The sequence below is a fragment of the Lancefieldella parvula DNF00906 genome (genome assembly GCF_000758945.1).
Classification (GTDB): domain Bacteria; phylum Actinomycetota; class Coriobacteriia; order Coriobacteriales; family Atopobiaceae; genus Lancefieldella; species Lancefieldella parvula_C.
On the sequence record NZ_JRND01000020.1, the window covers coordinates 1 to 19317 of the forward strand.

General features: G+C 47.0%; 18 protein-coding genes and 1 tRNA gene. 2 read left to right on the plus strand and 17 right to left on the minus strand.

Translation table 11 applies throughout. The annotated features are described in order from the left end of the window. Window positions 1-317 precede the first annotated feature (317 nt). The 4 genes from feoB to HMPREF1647_RS04095 all read right to left on the minus strand — a co-directional run bounded on the left by feoB (window position 318) and on the right by HMPREF1647_RS04095 (window position 6667). Complete coding sequence (feoB, locus tag HMPREF1647_RS04080) at window positions 318-2978, minus strand: ferrous iron transporter B (protein ID WP_035432314.1); 2661 nt, start codon at window positions 2976-2978, stop codon at window positions 318-320. Beyond that, complete coding sequence (locus tag HMPREF1647_RS04085; RefSeq protein WP_035432316.1) at window positions 2978-3223, minus strand: FeoA family protein; 246 nt, start codon at window positions 3221-3223, stop codon at window positions 2978-2980. The genes feoB and HMPREF1647_RS04085 overlap by 1 nt, the downstream gene beginning before the upstream one ends. A gap of 69 nt (window positions 3224-3292) precedes the next feature. Then, window positions 3293-3559 carry a FeoA family protein gene (locus HMPREF1647_RS04090; protein WP_051479314.1) on the minus strand — a complete coding sequence of 89 codons (267 nt, stop codon included), beginning with the start codon at window positions 3557-3559 and terminating at the stop codon, window positions 3293-3295. Window positions 3560-3799: 240 nt separating this feature from the next. After that, window positions 3800-6667 (minus strand): phosphoenolpyruvate carboxylase, encoded by a 2868-nt coding sequence (locus HMPREF1647_RS04095; RefSeq protein ID WP_035432319.1) that lies wholly within the window; start codon window positions 6665-6667, stop codon window positions 3800-3802. A gap of 181 nt (window positions 6668-6848) precedes the next feature. Between HMPREF1647_RS04095 and HMPREF1647_RS04100 the strand changes: the two genes are divergently transcribed. After that, window positions 6849-8282 (plus strand): lipopolysaccharide biosynthesis protein, encoded by a 1434-nt coding sequence (locus tag HMPREF1647_RS04100; RefSeq protein ID WP_262363805.1) that lies wholly within the window; start codon window positions 6849-6851, stop codon window positions 8280-8282. Window positions 8283-8421: 139 nt separating this feature from the next. Here the strand turns inward: HMPREF1647_RS04100 and HMPREF1647_RS04105 are convergent, their stop codons facing one another. From HMPREF1647_RS04105 to HMPREF1647_RS04170, 13 genes are all read right to left on the minus strand, one after another. Then, window positions 8422-8739 (minus strand): glutaredoxin family protein, encoded by a 318-nt coding sequence (locus HMPREF1647_RS04105; RefSeq protein ID WP_035432322.1) that lies wholly within the window; start codon window positions 8737-8739, stop codon window positions 8422-8424. Between the two features lie 84 nt (window positions 8740-8823). Further along, the gene (locus HMPREF1647_RS04110; protein ID WP_035432324.1) at window positions 8824-9021 is read right to left on the minus strand and encodes a hypothetical protein; all 198 of its coding nucleotides are present in this window, start codon (window positions 9019-9021) and stop codon (window positions 8824-8826) included. 153 nt (window positions 9022-9174) lie between these two features. After that, window positions 9175-9250, minus strand: a tRNA-Thr gene (locus tag HMPREF1647_RS04115). Between the two features lie 57 nt (window positions 9251-9307). Continuing rightward, the gene (locus tag HMPREF1647_RS04120) at window positions 9308-10498 is read right to left on the minus strand and encodes a purine-nucleoside phosphorylase (RefSeq protein WP_035432326.1); all 1191 of its coding nucleotides are present in this window, start codon (window positions 10496-10498) and stop codon (window positions 9308-9310) included. 13 nt (window positions 10499-10511) lie between these two features. Next, window positions 10512-11360: a SurA N-terminal domain-containing protein gene (locus HMPREF1647_RS04125; protein ID WP_035427820.1), complete on the minus strand. Its 849-nt coding sequence runs from the start codon at window positions 11358-11360 to the stop codon at window positions 10512-10514. 133 nt (window positions 11361-11493) lie between these two features. Then, window positions 11494-12180 (minus strand): HEAT repeat domain-containing protein, encoded by a 687-nt coding sequence (locus HMPREF1647_RS04130; protein ID WP_052039131.1) that lies wholly within the window; start codon window positions 12178-12180, stop codon window positions 11494-11496. Window positions 12181-12208: 28 nt separating this feature from the next. Then, window positions 12209-12991: an NYN domain-containing protein gene (locus HMPREF1647_RS04135; RefSeq protein ID WP_035432328.1), complete on the minus strand. Its 783-nt coding sequence runs from the start codon at window positions 12989-12991 to the stop codon at window positions 12209-12211. A gap of 26 nt (window positions 12992-13017) precedes the next feature. Continuing rightward, window positions 13018-14082 carry an NAD(P)-dependent oxidoreductase gene (locus tag HMPREF1647_RS04140; protein WP_035432330.1) on the minus strand — a complete coding sequence of 355 codons (1065 nt, stop codon included), beginning with the start codon at window positions 14080-14082 and terminating at the stop codon, window positions 13018-13020. 75 nt (window positions 14083-14157) lie between these two features. Continuing rightward, window positions 14158-15186, minus strand: coding sequence for a DegV family protein (locus HMPREF1647_RS04145; RefSeq protein WP_035432332.1), 1029 nt, complete (start codon window positions 15184-15186; stop codon window positions 14158-14160). Next, window positions 15176-15766 (minus strand): ribosome hibernation-promoting factor, HPF/YfiA family, encoded by a 591-nt coding sequence (gene hpf / locus HMPREF1647_RS04150; protein WP_035432334.1) that lies wholly within the window; start codon window positions 15764-15766, stop codon window positions 15176-15178. The genes HMPREF1647_RS04145 and hpf overlap by 11 nt, the downstream gene beginning before the upstream one ends. Before the next feature lie 137 nt (window positions 15767-15903). Then, the gene (locus HMPREF1647_RS04155) at window positions 15904-16839 is read right to left on the minus strand and encodes a substrate-binding periplasmic protein (RefSeq protein ID WP_052039132.1); all 936 of its coding nucleotides are present in this window, start codon (window positions 16837-16839) and stop codon (window positions 15904-15906) included. A gap of 315 nt (window positions 16840-17154) precedes the next feature. Then, entirely contained in the window at window positions 17155-17904 is a 750-nt protein-coding gene (locus tag HMPREF1647_RS04165) for a ComF family protein (protein WP_035432337.1), read from the minus strand. 93 nt (window positions 17905-17997) lie between these two features. Further along, window positions 17998-18759: an ECF transporter S component gene (locus HMPREF1647_RS04170; protein ID WP_035432339.1), complete on the minus strand. Its 762-nt coding sequence runs from the start codon at window positions 18757-18759 to the stop codon at window positions 17998-18000. A 92-nt stretch (window positions 18760-18851) separates the two neighbouring features. Here HMPREF1647_RS04170 and HMPREF1647_RS04175 point away from each other — a divergent pair, with 92 nt between their 5' ends. Beyond that, window positions 18852-19313, plus strand: a complete 462-nt coding sequence (locus tag HMPREF1647_RS04175) for a hypothetical protein (RefSeq protein WP_035432342.1) — start codon at window positions 18852-18854, stop codon at window positions 19311-19313. Window positions 19314-19317 lie beyond the last annotated feature (4 nt).

Here is a 19317-nt window from a genome sequence, read left to right on the forward strand (position 1 = left end):
CGAGCCGCTGACACCCAGAGTCAGCGGCTCGTGTTCTACGCTCGCAAGAAAGGGAGAGGGTCTTTCTCCGAGCTACGGGAACCTGAATAAAGCAAGCAAGTAAATCGCTTAAAAACATAGTAAGTTAACCGAGGGAAACTTACAAGAATTTTTTCAGTTTTTTTATCTAATTTCGTAAACTCTACAAAAAGTTAGACTAAGTTTACATGTCTATGGATTTTTATCTTATATCAAGAAAGTCCAAGATAAACATAAACAAAATCCCCCGCACCGAATTGGTGCGGGGGATTAGGTCAGCGTACTCAGCTAGTAGTAGCTTATGCCTTTGCAACCTCGGTAAGGTTGGTAAGGATCTTGTCGTCCTTCTTATCCCACTTTGGAGCAGGACGGAAGAGCTGGAAGAGAATTGCTGCCAAGAAGATGAAGGCAATAACAGTCCACACACCAAAGGAACCAAGGACAAAGAACTCCCAGAACTGATTGATCATCAGGCCAACAATCCATGCAAATACGCACTGATAGCCAATAGCAAACCAGAACCACTTAGAGTCGTTCATTTGTCGACGAATAGAACCTACTGCAGCGAAGCAAGGTGCGTCAAGCATATTGAATGCAACAAATGCGCACATTGCACCAACGTGGAGGATACCACCAGCATCAGTAAACATACCAGCAAAGCCAGACCACATAGTGACAGACTTCTCACTTGCATCGCCAAGGCCATAAAGAACGCCAAAGGTAGAAACAAGATTCTCTTTTGCAATCAAAGCAGAAATAGAAGCTACAGTTGCCTGCCAATTTCCAAATCCAAGTGGAGAGAAGATAAATCCAATAGAACCGCCAATAGCAGCAAGCAAAGAAAAGTCCATAACATTATCAGGAGCACCCTGAATACCTGGGAGATAGCCGAATACTCCATTTGCGCCGTCCCAGTTAGCCCAGCCAAAATTGGATAAAACCCAAATTCCAATTGCTGCAGCAAAAATAATGGTACCAGCTTTAATAATATACGCAGAAATACGCTCCCAAACATGCATTGCCCAAGACTTAAGAGAAGGCATGTGATAATCAGGAAGTTCCATGACAAATGGTGCTGGCTCTCCCTCAAAAGCCTTAGTCTTCTTTAGCATGATTGCAGAAATAACAATCATAGCTACACCCAAGAAATAAAAGGCTGGGGCAATCCACCAAGCAGTAGTTCCTCCAATAAGAACACCCATAATCAAGGCAATAATAGGCTGTTTTGCCGAACATGGAATCATAGTGGTAAGCATAATCGTCATGCGACGATCTTTCTCATTTTCAATAGTACGAGTAGAAAGAACGCCAGGAACACCACAACCAGAGGAGATAAGAAGTGGAATAAAAGACTTACCTGATAGACCAAAACGACGGAAGACACGGTCCATAACAAAAGCAACGCGGCTCATATATCCGCAGTCTTCCAAGAAACACAACATAACAAACAAGACAAACATCTGTGGAATAAAGCCAAGAACAGCACCTACGCCGCCGATAATACCGTCAACTACAAGACTGGTGATGACGGGGCTTGCGCCAGCACCCTCAAGAGCGCCGCGAGCAAGCGTAGGAATACCAGGGACATACATGCCGTACTCAGATGCCTCTGGCTCAGTAGCAGCGCCTTCAACAGCGGTCTTGAAGCCCGCAGCAGTTACGCCACCCAGAGTCTGAAGTTCTTGACCTTCAGCAAGAATTGGGTTGCCGTTTGCGTCAAGCTGAAGAGGATTGTCGTCAGTATCAACGAAGTTGCCATCCTCATCATGAACTGGTGCGCTCAGAGCAACGACGCTCTTTTTAGAAGCTTCGTTCTCAAAATTAGTAATAGCGTCAGAATCCCACTGTTTAGCCGCGATTGCAGCACGAACCTCAGTGGTATCAATACCGGCCTCGTCTGCTGCATTGAGATATGCGTCAATCTGGTCGCCATAGTGATGCGAATCAAAATCATCTTTTGCCTGACTATACTCTGCATCTCCGATGCCTAATACGTGAAAACCTTTGTCAAACAGATTATCATTGACCCAGTTAGTAGCATTGATGCCAACAGTAGAAATAGAGATAAAGTACACCAGGGACATAACAATAACAAAAATAGGAAGACCGAGAATACGGTTAGTGACAACACGGTCAATCTTCTCGGAAGTAGACAGCTTCTTAGGTGCCTTTTTGACACAAGCTGCCATTACGCCAGCAATCCACTCATAACGGTCAGACGTAATGATGGACTCAGCGTCGTCGTCACGAGACTGCTCAACTGCAGCAATAATCTTCTCAAGCTCAGCGGTCTTCTCGGCAGAAAGGTTAAGAGGAGCAATTGCATTTGCATCGCGCTCAAAGACCTTAATGGAGTACCAACGAGACAGAGTTGCAGGAGCAAGACCCTCGATTGCAGCAGCAATCTTGCCAAGAGCCTCTTCTACCTCTGGGGAGAAGCACTTAACGCCCTCAGCAGGAGTTCCCTCCTGGCCAGCCTTAATTGCAGTCTTTACCAGAGTGTCAATGTTCTTGTTACGAAGTGCAGAAACCTCAACAACCTCAACACCCAGCTGCTTGGAAAGCTCCTTGGTATCAATGACGTCACCGGACTCCTTGAGCAGGTCAACCATGTTAAGACCAAGAACAACAGGGCGGCCAGCCTCAAGAATCTGAGTTGTCAGATAGAGATTTCGCTCCAGGTTGGTAACATCGAGAAGGTCAATAATGGCGTCTGGACGCTCATTAATGAGGTAGTCACGAGATACCTGCTCCTCTGGTGAATATGGAGACAGAGAGTAAATACCAGGAAGGTCGACAAAGGTGACGTCCTTATCGGCACGCCAATTTGCCTGCTTCTTCTCAACGGTAACGCCTGGCCAGTTGCCGACGTAGCCGTTTGAGCCCGTAAGCTCATTGAATAGGGTGGTCTTACCGCAGTTTGGGTTACCTGCAAGACCAATAATAGTCTTTTGTGCCATTAGGCTTCCTCTACCTTGTGAACGTCTACTACTTCAATACTTGCAGCTTCATCCTTGCGGATAGAAAGCTCGTAGCCACGAACTGTGAGCTCAATTGGATCTCCCAGTGGAGCTACTTTTTTGACATGAACCTCAGTGCCCTTAGTAAGACCCATGTCCATGATGCGACGTTTCACGGCGCCTACACCCTTTAGCGCAGCAACCGTGCAACTCTCCCCCACCTTAACGTCTCTCAGAGTTGCCATAACCTTCCTTTCATCGAAACACGTATTAAAAGCCGCGGGTTTTACCAGCAGCGCAATACAACAAAGTGTTTAGAGCGGAGAAACCATGATGTGCGACGACATCTGACGGTTCAGTCCAAGTCGTGCACCCTTAACGCTGACAATAACGTCACCGTTGACACGTGAAATAACCTTTACCTCGGCGCCCTCAACAAAACCAAGTGTTGAGAGGTGCTGGCGAAGATCAGAAGCACCCTTAACCGTTACGATCAGCGCAGTCTCTCCCTCACCAAGCATGGCAAGAGGAAGAACTGGACCAGAATTCGCAGGACCCTGTGAGGTCTTTTCTGTATCCATGCATCCCCCAAAATAACGTAGGCAAACTAAGTTTGCTCTTTCGAACTTTTACTTCATTAGTATCAACTAAAAGTTAAGGTAATTCAACTTTCATTTAATAATTAAAATAAAAATAAGGCGAGAAACTCTGTCTACCAGTGGTTTCTCGCCTTGTAAATATTGCAACTTTATTTCAGGTAATCCTAGTTTTACGTAAACATAAACATTTGTTTGCTCAAGCTTACGGCAAGCGGTGTAACATCAGCCCGTATTCTGCAGACCTGCGGCAACACCAGACACGGTGCACAAAATCAAATACGTAATGTTTGCACGTTCCTCTGGAGTAAGCATGTCATCCCTTATACGAAGCTCAGACAGGGCATGCACCTGCGTAACCGAGAGAATATTAACAAATGGCAGACGCAGGCGGATAACAGGACCAAGCACACGACGGTTCTCCAACGGCCACTTATTTCCCGTAATATCCAGCACCCACTTGCGCGTTAGCGACATCTCGGAGAGAACCATCTCTGAAAGTTCAGAACGATCACCCAGAGCCAGATAAAGCCTTGCAATACGAGCATCAATTTTGGAGATTGACATCTCAATGTTGTCGATAAACGTAGTGAACAGCGGCCACTCTCTATATGCCTCACGGAGACGCTCAATATCCCCTACTGCCTCGCAGGCACTACCCAGTCCGTACCAAGCAGCCAGGTTGATACGAGCCTGTGACCACGAGAAAATCCAGGGGATAGCACGCAAGTCATCAAGAGACTTGGCGCCCAGGCCACGTTTTGCAGGTCTTGAACCAATGGGGAGAAGACCAATCTCTGTCAGAGGGGTAACAACCGAGAACCACTCAGCAAAGCCATCGGAGTGAATGAGCTCCAAAAAACGCTGCTTGGACGCTTTATCAAGCTCAGAAGCGAGCGAAGCAAACTTCACGTCTGTCTGGGTATTCTTCTGTTCAATAGAAGGTGCCATCTGAAGCAGTGTTGCTCCAGCAACGGACTCTACGTGACGGCGAGCAAGCGTTGGGTCACCATAACGAGCAAAGATAACTTCTCCCTGCTCAGTAAGTTTAAAGCGACCGTTTACTGATCCCTTAGGCTGAGACAAAACAGCACGGTTTGCAGGACCACCACCGCGACCAACTGCGCCACCACGACCATGCATCAAGATGAGGTCAATGGAGTTCTTCTCTGCCCACTCTGCCAAAGCAGCCTGAGTCTTATGAAGTACCAGTGTTGCCGTAGTTGGTCCCTCATCCTTCGAGGAATCAGAATAGCCCAACATAACCTCAAGCTTGCGGTCTGTCTGAGCAAGACGCGCCTGCACCTCAGGAAGCTGAATTACCTGGTCAAGTGTGGCAACGGCGTTCTCAAGGTCTTCAATTTGCTCAAAGAGTGGAATAACGTCTAGTACAGGAACATCCTCTTCATTTGCAAACGCAAGACGTGCAAGCTTATAGACATTCTCAACATCCTGAGCAGACTGCGTAAACGAAATAATATAGCGACGAGCAGCGTTGATACCGTTCTTCTTTTGAATTGAACCAATGGAGCGGAAGGTATCCAGCACTTCTTGAGTCATAGCATCAAGTTTGGCGGGTTTCTCGGCAGTTGATGGGTGTGTTTCAATATCTGCAAGCGCACGCTTGTGCACCAAAGAGTGCTGACGGAACTCCATCTCTACCAAGTGGAAGCCAAAAGTTTGAGCCTGCCAGATAAGCTTCTGAACAGGACCGTAGGCAATACGGAAAGCCCCTGCTTGAGCTAGTGAATCCTGAATAACACGCAAATCAGCAATAAACTCTTCAGCGTTTTGATACATCAGGTCAGCATTGCGCTCAATGGTGGCACTGAGTCGGCCAGAAATGACACGCATAGCCGCACGATGCAGCTCAGATCCAGCCTTATCAATAGCCCTAGAGGTCAAAGCCTGGCTCATCTCTACCTGCTGTGCCCAAAGATTAGCAAGGGCAGGAGAAGCTGGAGTTGAAATACCATCAAGCGTCAGACCGCGGCTAACCTCCTTGGTTGCTCGAGCCAATGCCTGCAGTACGTGTACACGGTACTTCTCGGCAACTTGGCGAGAAACCAGGGCGGTAACGTTGGGATTACCATCGCGATCGGAGCCAATCCAACTACCTGGACGGAAGAATGGCGGACAGACAGGTGGCACACAACCAGCATTTTCTCCCAGCACCCAGTTATCAAAGCGACGGTACACCGAAGGAACCATCTCAAAAAGGGTGGTATCAAAAATGTTGAGGACGGTGTCTGCCTCCTCCAAAGGAGTTGGCTTTTTATGACCAATAGGAGAGGTGCGGAATAGGCCGTCAATCTCTTGCAGCATGCGACGCTCGTTTTCCATACGAGCAGGACCGCCAAGTCTCTGGCGCTCATCAAGAAGCTCTGAGATGGTGCGGATTCGGCGTTCAACATTTTTACGGCGGGCCTCAGTAGGATGCGCAGTAAAAACAGGGTGGAACTCAAGGCGATTAAGGCGTGCTTTTGCCTCTTCTTCACCGCATTCGTCAATGAGCTGCTTATATGCAACAGTTATCTCGTTGATAGGGTCTTCTGCAGAAGATGGGTCAACAGAAGCCTCACGAGAACGCAGGCTGGTAACGCGATAATTCTCTTCACAAAGATTTGCCAGGTGGAAGAAAGTAACAAACGCACGCATGAGAAGTACGGAGTCTTCCATGCTCAAGTTATCAATGGTAGAAGCAAAGCGAAGGAAAGCATTAAGCGATTCCTTCTCTGAATCTACTTTGAGCACCGCATTGATTGCCTCAAGCAGCAAAGGTGCGCGTGTTGTAGACAAATCATCTGGTCCAGCCTTAATCGCTTCTACCAGCAACGTGTCAAAGCTCGTAAGAAGATCTGGATTGTACTCAGCAAGTACTTTTCTTACCAGGCGTAAAAAGAAGGTAAGGTTATCACGCAAAGGAGCTGGTGCTTTAAGCGCCTGAATAAGGGTGCGAGCAGCAGCAATCTCATTTCCACGTCGCTCAAGAAGCGACTGAGCTACTTCAGGAGTTGTTGCACCATCGATGGGTTTCTCGTCAACAGAAGCATTGCTGGACTCTAGATTTGAATCTTGAGGATTGCCTGCCATGCTCATCCTTTCGTCACATGACTCAGAATACGTACTATCTACCATACCCTTTTGTAACAATCTTCGCACGATTGTTTGTCAATCTGTTACCTAATGTACATCGTGGACTACAATCGATACAACAAATAAAAATTGATATATCAAAGTTTCTGACCACACTAAAGAAGATTTTAGGTTTTACATGCTCAATCCATTCAAGAAAAGTCGTACTGCGTACAACAATTCTTCCGTACATAAGCAGGTAGCGCGTCTACGCACACCTCGCTATGAGCTTGATGACTCTGGTACAAACGGGAGTCAACCTGGCATTGTGGTTACATGGTGGACCAGGCTTCTGTCTTCGGTAGTCTCTGGCGATATTCCCAATCAAAACGAGCAATACCTAGCACATCAAACGTCACAAGACTATATTTTTAATGCTCTTGGACAAGGTGCCTGGGGTGCACTTTTTCCGCTTTTAACTGTTGTCTGCTCCCAACTTGTTGGCATTGAGCAGGCAGGTCTTTTCTCCATGGCATTTGTTGTGGCAACACTTTTGTTATTTATTGCCCAATACGGCGTCCGTACCTATCAAGTTTCTGACCTAACCGAACAGCGCAGTTTTTCTGATTACCAGATTCAGCGTGCAGCCACTGTTATTGTCATGGTGACAGCTGGCCTTATTTGGTGTTTCTTCAAAGGCTACACCGAGCCCATGTTTTCTATCTGCACCGGAGCTTTGCTCTTTAGGGCTGTTGACGGTATGGCCGATGTCTATGAAGGTCGCTTGCAACAAAAGGACAAGCTCTATCTAGCAGGACTCAGTCAGGCGCTTAGGTGTAGCTCAAGTTTTATTCTCTTCACGCTTGTGTTATTTGTTACCAGAAATCTTGTGTGGGCAAGTTGGAGCATGGGTATTTGCGCTCTTGTTACCTTGGTATTTGTTTCTGCTCCCCTAGCCATTCTTGAGACCGATAAAAGCGTGCGCTTTAAGCTTGCAAACATCAAAGACATCTTTGTGCAATGTTGGCCTCTCTTTTTGGCGCTTTTCCTCTACAACCTTATTGACTCGCTGCCAAAGTTTGCCATGGAAGGCGCGCTCTCTTACAGCAATCAGTTGTACTTCAACGCACTCTATTTCCCAGCTCACACTATTTTGATGATCTCTACGCTCATCTACAGGCCGCAGCTTTTTAAGCTTGCCAGCCTGCTAGAAACCTCTATCCACAATCCTTCTAGCAGGAAGCGCTTTGGCGTAATGGTACTTGCCCTGTTTGGAGCCATTGCGGTAGTCACCGCAGGTACTGCAGCATTTGTCGAGTTTATTGGCATTCCTCTTAACAGCTTCTTGTATGGCGTTGATTTTGAGCAGTATCGCGGACTTGCACGCATTATGGTAGCCACCGGTGGCCTTTGCGCTGCGATTGACTTTTTGTACCAGCTCATCACCATCATGCGAGCTCAAAAGGCAGTTACGCGCGCCTACCTCATTTCATTTGTTGTATCCATCCCTATTATCTGGATGATGGTCAGCTTTACTGGTCTTAACGGCGCAGTTATTGGTAGCTTCTCCTCTATCCTCATCCTCTTCTTGCTGCTCATTAGCGAATACGCTGTAGCACGCCTAAAGAGCTAACAAACGCAATCAAGGCTGGAGAGCCATAAACTACCCCGTTTTCTAACGCAAAATCCCTCTGCTCCATATCCTGGAACAGAGGGATTTTTGTACATAAGGCGAGAAAACCTACTGCTTGACGGGTTTCTCGACAACAATCTTAGAAGGAGCAAGCACCACCGATGGTGCAAGCAGCTGCAGCGGAGCCATCGTCTGAGTCATCGTTTGAACCAGAAACGTGGAAGACCTCAGAGAGGTAGTTAATGATGTCGCCGGACTCATACATTGCCTTACCGTCAATGAACAGACATGGGACCTGGCGCTTACCGCCAACCTCAATAAGGCGCTCGCGAGCCGCGTCATCTGCAACGATATCATGCATAGGAAGCTCAATGTTGTTCTGCTCCATGAAGGACATAACCTTGTGGCAGTATGGGCAGGTTGGCTTATAGAAAAGCTCAAGATTCTGAGTAGCCATAAAAACTCCTTTGTTAGTAATTACTACTACTTTGTCTATACCCACCACAGTGAAGTTGTTTCACATGGATTCGGTTGTGACTCTCTAATGGAAATGAATCCCTGGAAAGTCCGGATCTTCTGCATAGAAATCTATATAACTCTGTTTTGCTTCTTCTGGAGCATCATCTTTAATGTGATATCCGCGACCATCATCAAAAAAGAAATCGTCGATACCTTCATCTTCTGGGGTTGTATACCAATCGCGATTGTTGAAAAAGTAAGGCGGTTCAAGAAGTGTCATTTCTCCTCCACTCAACAACAGATTAATCTAAATTTTATGCAAACTATCGTATGGCGATAGTTTACTCTCGAATCAAGAAAGCTGTTTAGCAGAAGCGATAAGCGGCCGCTTGTGGCATAAAAATAGCCGCACAAGGCGGCTATTAGTAGTTGATGGTGCCAGCAACCAGGATCGAACTGATGACCCCCGCTTTACGAGAGCGGTGCTCTACCAACTGAGCTATGCTGGCGTGCAAAAGCGCGCTAACAACTATACGGGGAAGCCCTGTATTATTCAAGCAGAAATACTAAAGAAGCCCGAGAACACCACGAACAAGGCGCTCAAGATCATTTGCATACTTCTCAGATGCCTCTTGAACGCTCTTATGCGTAGTTCCGTGAGCTCCAGCTGGGTTTGCTGCAAGCGTCAGAGCCAACACATTCATTTCAAGAGCGCGAGCCATAATGACTTCAAGAGCTGTGGAAACGCCAACGTATGAGACGCCAAAGCTGCGAAGCATAGCAACCTCTGCAGGAGTCTCAAAGTTTGGTCCCAAAAGACCAGCAAAAACACCCTCATTGAGCTCAATTTTAAGGTCATCTGCTACGCCACGTGCAAGCGTTCTTAGATAAGGCGAGAAGGCATCATTCATATCTACAAATGGGGTCTCGACATCGCGAAGGCCTGCCCACTCTGCAAGCGGATTGGTTCCAGTGAGGTTAATCTGGTCAGTAATAACACCAAGACCAGTCTTTGCATTACCAGAAACAGCACCTGTTGCTCCCGCAAAGATAATATCTTTGCAGCCCAAATGATGCGCATGCTGAACAAGGGAGGTTACCTCAGCGGCAGAATAGCCCTGATAGAGGTGAACGCGGCCAGGATAGACAACTACGGGCACGCCATCGATAGTACCAATGGTTGCTTCAAAGCTGTGACCTGCCATAGGAGAAGCGTCAACAGGGAAACCTGGAATGTCACGATAATCAATACGACGAACTGGCTTTACCAAATCGGCAAGATGACCAAGTCCGGTTCCCAAAATAAGAGCAACAGGATGCTCAACAGATGGGCTTACATTCTCAATGGTTTTCTCGGTAACCACGCAAATCCCCTCCTCTAAGAGGTGACGAGTAAGTGTTCCCTCGCCAGAAACAAGCTTTCCTGAGTACGTACCATCATAAATCTCATGCACGCCACAAGACGGGCTCTTTGCCTTCAAAACGGCGAGCGTTATGTCAGAAGACGTAACGGCACTAAGAGCAATCTTAGATCCACGTTCAAAATCTTCCGTTACATCTGAGCCATCCTTGAGCCAAACACGTCCTTCTCGCTGCTCCGCGGGCGGACGAGGCACAGGGAGACCTGAGGAAGTCTCGGGGCAGATCTTTGTGACGTTTACTTTTTCTGCAAGCCTTTGTACTGCAGAAACAGGCTTGGCCCCTCCGTCATATCTGACGGGGAGGCCAAGTAAACAAGCGCTAATAGCAACTTTCATTGCTTTTCAGATCCTAGAGAGCAAGAGAGTAAACAGCAATAGATGCCTTACCAAGAATCTCGTTGATCTTCTGTGACCACTCCTGAGATGCCTTGCTTGCAACAGCAGAGTACTTGCTCATTGCAACCTGATAAGCGGTCTGAGCAGCTGCGTAAGAAGCGGAATCGTTGGAGATTGAATAAGCAGAGAGCTGCTTGTAGTAATCGCCATCCTGGGAAGCCCAAGTGTTGTTCTTAGCGTCCCACTCATCACCAGCAAGACCAATGATGTACTGAGCGTACTCCTGGCTTGTAGTCTCAGAGTTACCGTCCTCAGGTGCAGTTGGTGCCTGTGGAGCATCTGGAAGCGTTGTAGTCAGAACGCTATCACGATACTTCTTCATAATGACAGCATCATGGATGAGCTTCTTTGCAACGTCTTCAGAGAGCTTGTATGCAGAAGCAACCTGGCTAACATCAGTAGTCTTGAAGTTGGTCTGCATGTAATTGTTGACCTCGTCATCAGTGACGGTAATACCCTTGCTCTGAGCCTCAGCAACAACAAGAGCATTGCGAACATAGCCAATAATCTTATCGGCTGCTGGGACAGCATAGGTGCCGTCAGACTGCTTTGCTGCGTCAAGACCGGAAGTGTTCTCAATAACCTCACGAGCAGTTACTTCTTTGGTCTGACCGTTATAGGTATAAGAAGCAATAGGAGTGTTGAGCTCACCCTCAGAAAGTGTGGTGCGACCGTTCAAAGAACCAGTAGCTCCGCCGCCGCCCAGAAGGAAGCGACCGATGACAATACCAAGAGCAAACAGTACAACTGCGCCTACTCCGATAAAGATCTTTGAGTTCTTTTTTACATCAATAGATGGCATATCCTTGCCTTTCATCGCTTAATGCAACTATGCGTACATAATACAAACCTGTAGTTTACTCTTATTAGCATGCATAAAACATACAACCAGTAAACTCCCCCGTTTGTACACAGTCGTTTACAAGCAAATCACATTACTTGGTAGCTGCAACAATCTCTTCCGAATACTGCTTAATGTATCCCGTGGCATTTTCCGCATCAAACTTCATACGCTGCGACAATGCCTTCTTCACGTCCTTGGAAATAGTTCCATGTGCTAAGGCGAGAAGACCCTGGAGCATGTCATGGTACTCAGCATCTCCGTGATAGCACTGAACTGCCTCATCCAGAAGTGGCCATGCCTCATCAGAATGCTTTGCAGAAGTTGCACCGTACTGACAGAGGAACAAAAATGCTGCTAGACGCACCGTTGCTGAGTCATCGTCAAACAGAGAAGCCTCAGCAGCATCAAATGCCTTAAAGACCTGGTCACCAAAGTGAGCACTCAGATTGGCAAGCGCATCAAGCACTTCCCAACGAGTCTGAGCCTCTGGTCTATACAGTGCATCAATAAGAGAATCGATGTGCTCTTCAAAGGCAAGAGGAGCAACATGAGCAAGCTCTGCAAGCTCATGAGACGCATCTTGACGAGCGCGCCTACTAGCATCAGACAAAGCGATGACCAGTGAATTCACCTTTTTCATCTGTGCCATAGTTGGCTTTTTAGCAGCCTTCTTTGCAGGTTGCTTTTCTTGTTTTGGCGCCTTTGTAGAGCCCGCTTTTGCGGTTGCCTTAGTTGAAGCCTTTTTTGGCTTCTGAGCAGTTTCTTTCTTCTCTGCCATGAAACCTAAATCCTCTCTAAAACACCCTTTATTCTCTAAATCCGTCTACGACAACGGTGCCGCTTTTTTGATCCTCATGAATTTTAATAAATCCAAGGCTTGATGCCTCACGTAAAAGAGAAGTAAACGAACGATATCCATAAGTAGCCTCAGCAAACTGTGGACGCTTCCTTCGCATGGTCTCCTTTAAGCGCGATGCATAAATAAACGTTTCGCTTTCGCGTTCCAAAGACTCAATGGTCTCAAATAAGAGCTGATAGCAGTCGTGTTTCTCGACAGGTACCTTCTCTTTAAAGTCTGGAATTCTGCCAGAACTCAAAATATCCTCGTAGAAGATAAACTCGTCACAAACCTCAGCAAGAAGCGAGCTGGTAGATTCCTTCATGCCAACACCAATAACTGTTTTACCAGCCTCTTTAAGCTTTGCCACAAGTGGCGAGAAGTCCGAGTCACCAGAAAGCACAGCAAAGGTGTCAATGTGATCTTTAGTAAGACACATCTCAACAGCGTCTACCGCAAGTCTAATGTCAGCGGAGTTCTTGCCGGTATAAGCCCTATCGGGAATCTCAATGAGCTCAATACCAAGCTCATGCAGGGGCGTAATTGCATTTGGAAAGCGCTGCCAATCGCAATATGCGCGCTTAGCAGTAATACGACCCTTATCAACCAGCCTCTCCATAATGAGCTTCATCTCTGGAAGATGACCTGGTTCTTGGTGGCCGTTTTTCTTTCTTTTACCTGTTCCTAGTGCCAAATTTTCATAATCGATGAAAACCGCAATAGAGCTCTGAGGAGTAGAAATATCACTCATAACCTGGGTTCCTTTGCGGCTAGCACTTAGTGGCAGCAGTGGCCGTCATGACCGTGCTCGTGACCTTCATGCTCATGATGATGTCCGTGACCATGGCACTCGCACTCGTGCTCACCATCTTCATGGTCATGACCACAGCAGCACTCGTGCTCACCCTCATCTTCCTGGCTCTCAAGAAGCGACCAGTCAAGACCAGCTGCAGTGCTCGTAGCCTCATCAGCATAAAGCAGTGAGATTGCCTGAGTACCCTTACGAGCGCCACCAATCTGGCAGAGCATGTCATACAGGGTAAAAGCGGTCTCTGCACCAGGAAGGGTAATCTCAAGGTCCTCAGACTGAGCAAGAGCAAGCGCAATATCCTTGCGGAAGTGCTCAGCCAAAAATCCTGGTTGGAAGTCTCCCTCAAGCGACTTAGGAGCAAGCTCTTTAAGTGCGCGAGAAGAGCCCATGCCGCTGGCAACAACCTCAAGCATCTGCTCAACGTCAAGTCCGCCCTGCTCTGCCAGAGCCATTGCATCTGCGTAGCCAATCATGCAGGAAGCAAGAGAAACCTGGTTACAGAGCTTTGCGGTCTGGCCCTTACCTGCACCACCCATGCAGAAAATCTTTGACGAGAAGGTCTCGAGAAGTGCGCGTACTGGCTCTACGTCATTCTCGGTTGCACCAATAATCAGGGTAAGCGTACCGTCCTGAGCGCCCTTCTGGCCACCGGTAACAGGACAGTCAAATGCATGCTTTCCCTCAATCTCAGCGGCATCATGGATGTCGCGTGCAAGTTGAGATGAAGAAGTAGTCAGATCAATAAGGTAAGCGCCCTTCTTAGCAACGCGGATAAGACCGTCTGTTGCCAAGTAAACATCTTCAACGTCAGTTGGATAACCAACCATGGTAAAGATAACATCAGCGTCTTTTGCAGCATCTGCCACACTCTCTGCAGCGTGAGCGCCCAGCGAGACAAGTTTTTGTGCTTTCTCTGGTGTTCTGTTGTAAACAGTAACGTCATAACCAGCAGAAATAAGGTGCTCTGCAATAGGAGCACCCATAATGCCTGTTCCAATAAAAGCAACCTTTGCATTCTTGCTCAGTGCCATGTATGAGTCCTTTCAGACTGAAATTAATATACAAACTGGGGCCGCTCCAAAGAGCGACCCCATACCTTGTACCCGTTAATTAGATTTACGAACCCTGTTAGCAATTCGGTCAGAAAGCGAAAGCTTCTCGCGGCGGTCAGTGCCCCAGAAGACAATAGCTACCATGCCTGGGCCAACGTGAGCGCCAATAACTGGTCCCACCTGACTGTGAATAATGGTGAGTCCCTCACAGCCCTTCTCTTTACGAATCTGAGCCTCTAGCCAATTAGCATCCTTTTGTGCGTCTGCAGAAATGATGCCGACAGGAAGTGAGGTGTCATGAGAATAGCTATCTCTGAAGTCCTGAATCAAAGACTTAAGTGCCTTCTTACGACCTCTGCACACCGTCTTGACGGTAAGAGCTCCGGTTGAGTCATAGGTAAGCTCGGGCTTTACATCAAGCTTGCCGCCAATGTTAGCTGCAGCAGCAGGAATACGACCTCCTGCAGCAAGTGCATCCAAGGTCTCAAGCGTTAAGTAGCCATGAATATAGTTTTTTGCGTCGGCGGCCCACTCAGCAATCTCTTTTGCCGAGAGACCCTTATTGGCCTGATGTACTGCTTCAAGACCCAAAAGCTGAGCTGCGGACGAAGGTGCACCGTTGTCGACTACATAAATCTCAAAGTCTGGATATTTCTCTCTTACCATATCTGCTGCTTGCTCAGCTGCATAGAACGATGAAGAGAGAGCCGAGGTAAAGCACAGATATACCGTAGGTGTACCCTGCTTTGCAGCACGCTCAAAAACCTCAAGGTAATGACCAGGAGTAATTGCGGAGGTGGTGTAGCGTAGCTTTTTATCCTTACGCATGCCCTCAAAAAACTCATGTGCACTAATGCTCTTCCAGCCATCGTCATAGTGCTCTCCATCTGGTCCCACATAAGGGAACTGGATGATATCAACACCTAGCTGCTCAGCAATTCCTGGAGCAAAGTCTGCGCAGGAGTCCATAATAATTCGAACGTTACTAGGCTTATGATATGCAGCTGAAAGTTCAGTAGGCTCAAGGTCTTCAAAGGCGACCTCGCTGATTTCCTCTTCGGCTTTATCTTTTTTATTGAACATCTGGTTCCTCAATCTTGGGTTTGATAATTCCGTATCCACCATTTTTACGATGGTAAATGACATTAGTCAAACCAGTGGAAGAATTAACAAAGACATAAAAGTCATGGCCGAGAAGGTCAGTTTGGACAAGCGCCTCCTCTTCTGTCATTGGCTCAAGATCAATGTACTTCTCGCGAACAAGCTGGTCATCAAGGTCTTCAGCTGGAATCTCAATGAGATTAGCAAGATCTTCTTGTGTAAGAGCAACTCCGCGCTCAGACTTTACATGATGACGACGCTCAACAACTTTTGTCTTGTACTTACGCAGCTGCCTGGAGACTTTTTCTGCCGCTTCATCAATAGCTACATACATATCGTCAGAGCTGGCGGTGACACGAACAACATTGTTACGAACAAATACCGTAACCTCAGCTGTCTTTCTATCTGGATTTGAAGGGTTTTTGTCTACTCTGAGAACTACATCGCAAGACATAGGAGTGATGTCAAATACCTTAAGAGCATCACCGATTTTCTGGTCTATGTGTGCGCGCAAAGCCTCAGAAATACTTACCTTGCGTCCCGAAATCTTGATGTCCACCATAGGAGCCTCCTATCGGATACACGAGACATCTTCTAACTGATGTCTGTATAACAACAATACCCATTTGTCGGTCAATCATTCCATAAAAAGTTGAATTGAGCGGTAAACGGTTAGAGACTATTTCTCTTTATGCGTGACTAATTTTGCTCAGAGGAAGATGTAGTTGAATCAGCACTGGTAGATTGCGTAGAAACTTCTACAAGACCAGAAATCTTATTGGTGGTTGAAAGGTGTGGTAACGTGCCAACCCATTTATTTCTGATAACTCCCTCTACTCCATTAGCTTGAATAGCCGAAAGAGCTTGTTGAATTTGCGTAGCAAGCGTCTTATTGCTTGTTGCTACAGAAATGCCAATCGTAGTAGGGACATCAACAACACCAACCATAGAAATATCTTTATTTGCTGCTAGATAGGTGCCGGCATACGCATCACAGGCCACATAATCAATAGAGCCATTTTCAAGTGCTGCAAAAGCATCGTTTAAGTTAGAAAAACCCTGCACAGACATACCGGTGAGCACCTGGCCCATTGCTCGCTCGGACAAAGAGCCGGTTTGAACGCCAACGGACTTTCCACTCAAACTATCAGCAGTAATGTCTGTTTCTGAACCCTTATGGAAAAGCGCTGTTGTGGACTCAGCATAGCCAGAAATCAACGTACTTGTTGAATCCTCTCCACTTCTGACATCCATGACAATATCGCAGCCTGCTTGCAGACCATCAACTGGACCATTGACTGACACAAACTTGACGTCTACGCCCAACTGATCTGCAATTGCAGAAGCAACTTCAACATCAATTCCTTGCAGAGTTCCGCCTTCCGAGGCCACAACCATTGGAGCGGTTACTGACTGCGTGCGCAAACCAACCGTAAGGGTGCCAGCAGTATGCAATGAGGAATCAGGAATCTTCTGCTGACGGGCTTCTCGCTTCTCTTGAATTGCCTCTTGCACCGACTTGACGTGGAACCATTTGTCCAAATCAATGTTGATAGGACCAATGGAGCATCCTGTTAAAACAACAGCTAGTGCTATAAGAAGTAACACCTTAAGAGAGCTTTTAACGCGCGTCATCAGAACTCCTTCTTCTAAACAGGTGTCTTTTCAGCTGACCTGGTATTTGACCCCACACTCGCATACTGGAACGTTTGCTTTGCTACCGCAGCAGCTCCACTAATAGTTCTCTCGCCTGCGAGACCCTTTGTCTCATTGATATAACAGGCGGTATGGCTTACTTCTAGGACGAGCCATGATCGTTTACGTGCGCACACGCAAACTTACGTGGATCCCTTTGACCTCGTCTGTCATGGACTAAAAGCTCACAGAGAACTTCGCAACCACAGACCTGAAAAGACTTATCAAGTATAGCCGTTTGCAACCATAGGTAACTCACCATACGCGAGCTAATGCGCCTACGGTTACAGATTGCACGCCTGCGGCACAAAGTACTCTTGTGGCTTCTCTAATTGATGCTCCGGTAGTTACCACATCATCTAAAAGTAAAATATTTGATTGGTTAACTGGTACGGTACAAGCAATACTTCCTTTCAAATTGATTTGTCTTTGAGCAGATGAGAGCGTTCTTTGATCCTTTGCGTGTGGACGTATAAGCACGTCATACAAAGGCAGACCCGTAAGCTGGCAAAACGATTGAGCTACCAGCTCCATATGATCAAAGCCTCTGCGCGCGTATGCCTCTGCAGTTGCCGGAATAAAGCAAACGCCATCAATTTTTGAACTATCAAAGCGAGAAGTGCCATCACGAGCACTCCATGCTGAAGCTTCTTCAAGCGCACACAAAATAGCCGCGGCAATTACCGGCGCTAGTCGAAGTTCATGGCCGTCTTTAAGCGTCAAAATCAACCGTGCTGGAGGGCCTTTAAATCCCATGGCACAAATAACTGCCCTACTCTCCCACTGAACGGGACGCTTCTTTTTATCAGCGCACTCTGAACAGACAAGCTTCCCATACGGAGCACCGCAATTAGGACATGCCCATTGCTGAGAAATCCATGGCAGCTTTGCCCGACACTCATCGCAGAGGAGCTGACCGGGTTTCTCGCACACGACACAGCGCGTAGGAGCAAGCAACTCAAGTGTTGAGTTTGCCGTTGCTGCAAAGATAGATGTAGGTGGCATTTTTACCCCCAGAATCTGGGGGCTGACAGTGGATTAAGTCTAGATCAATGGCTGCAAAATGAAAGATATTTTAGGCAGACGGCAAAAGTTGGTTTATCTAAAAGTTCTACCAGTGAGATTGTATTTTGTGAGGATTCGGTCAACGGATGTTTGCCAAGGGAGCCAAAGCAAAATCAAGAAAATAAGCGTTGCTACTCCATGCGTAAGATCAAGCGGAACAGAAGCTAAAAACGCAAGAAGAGCGGACTCGAAGGTTAGAGGATGGACAAATCCAATAACAAAGTACACGTTCATGACAAGGCCAAAGAATGGTCCGGAGATAAACGCCCAGGCCATAAGAAGGAAAGGTGGAAGTTTGTGGGGTTTCTCGCCTTGTGAAAGGGCCTTATTACTAGTGACTGCAGAATGAGCCGGTGTAAAGGTTGTAAGAAGACCGCCCAGGTAGCCAACAAGTCCCCACGCATACATCTGCCACGGAGTCCACGAACCTTGTCCAAAGAAAACGTTGGAGAGAAGCGCAGATAGCGCACCTACCAGAAAGCCCGCGTGTCTTCCGAGAAACGCTCCAGCAAAGATAGCAACTGCTGAGACCGGCTTTACGTATGCGAGCGGTGCAAAGGCAATTCTTCCCGCGGCTCCCAAGGCACTAAAGACGGCCGTGGGTACCAATTTGGCAACTGAAGGCTCTTGGGTCTCAAAACTTAACATAAATAATGCAACTGAAATGATTGCTAAAATAATTGAAGATACCGCAGTAAAATCGGGAAAATATATCATTTCAACAGCAAGGATAATAGGAGTAGCAAAGAGTGCTACAACCTCTAGAAAAATTGATAACGTGTGCCGATTATCCACGAGAACCTCACGCTTACCGTCAAAATAAAAATATCAAGAAGGTCTGTCTTATTTTGGCATAAGATGATTTGAAACTACAACAAGGAGGTCTCATGATCTATCTGGGAAACTTTAGTTATAACGATGAACTTGATTCTACTGACAACTACTGTCTTATGCCTTGCATTGTTGAGGCAGACTCCACAGATCATGCGCTTGAGCTTTTCTCGGAGCACCTTATTGAGGTTGCAAAGACATCTGACCTGCTTGATGGTGCAAAAGAGATTTTCTTGGATTCCATTGTTGAGTTGGGAGAAGTTCCAACTACTCCTCTGATTGCTCAGTGGCAAAAGATTATGCCTGCAGGAGTTGGCCTTTGCAGCATTACTAGCGCCCTTCCAACACTTGATCTTGATGATGAGACGGCAAATGCGTACGGCTTCAATGAGCATGTTCACGATCATGAGGAAGATGAAGAGGAGCATGAGCACGAGGAGTTTGGCGACATCAATGATCTTGACGATGAGCTTCTTGAGGAGCTTGGCCAGGATGAGGAGCCTTTCTTAAGGTTCTAGATGC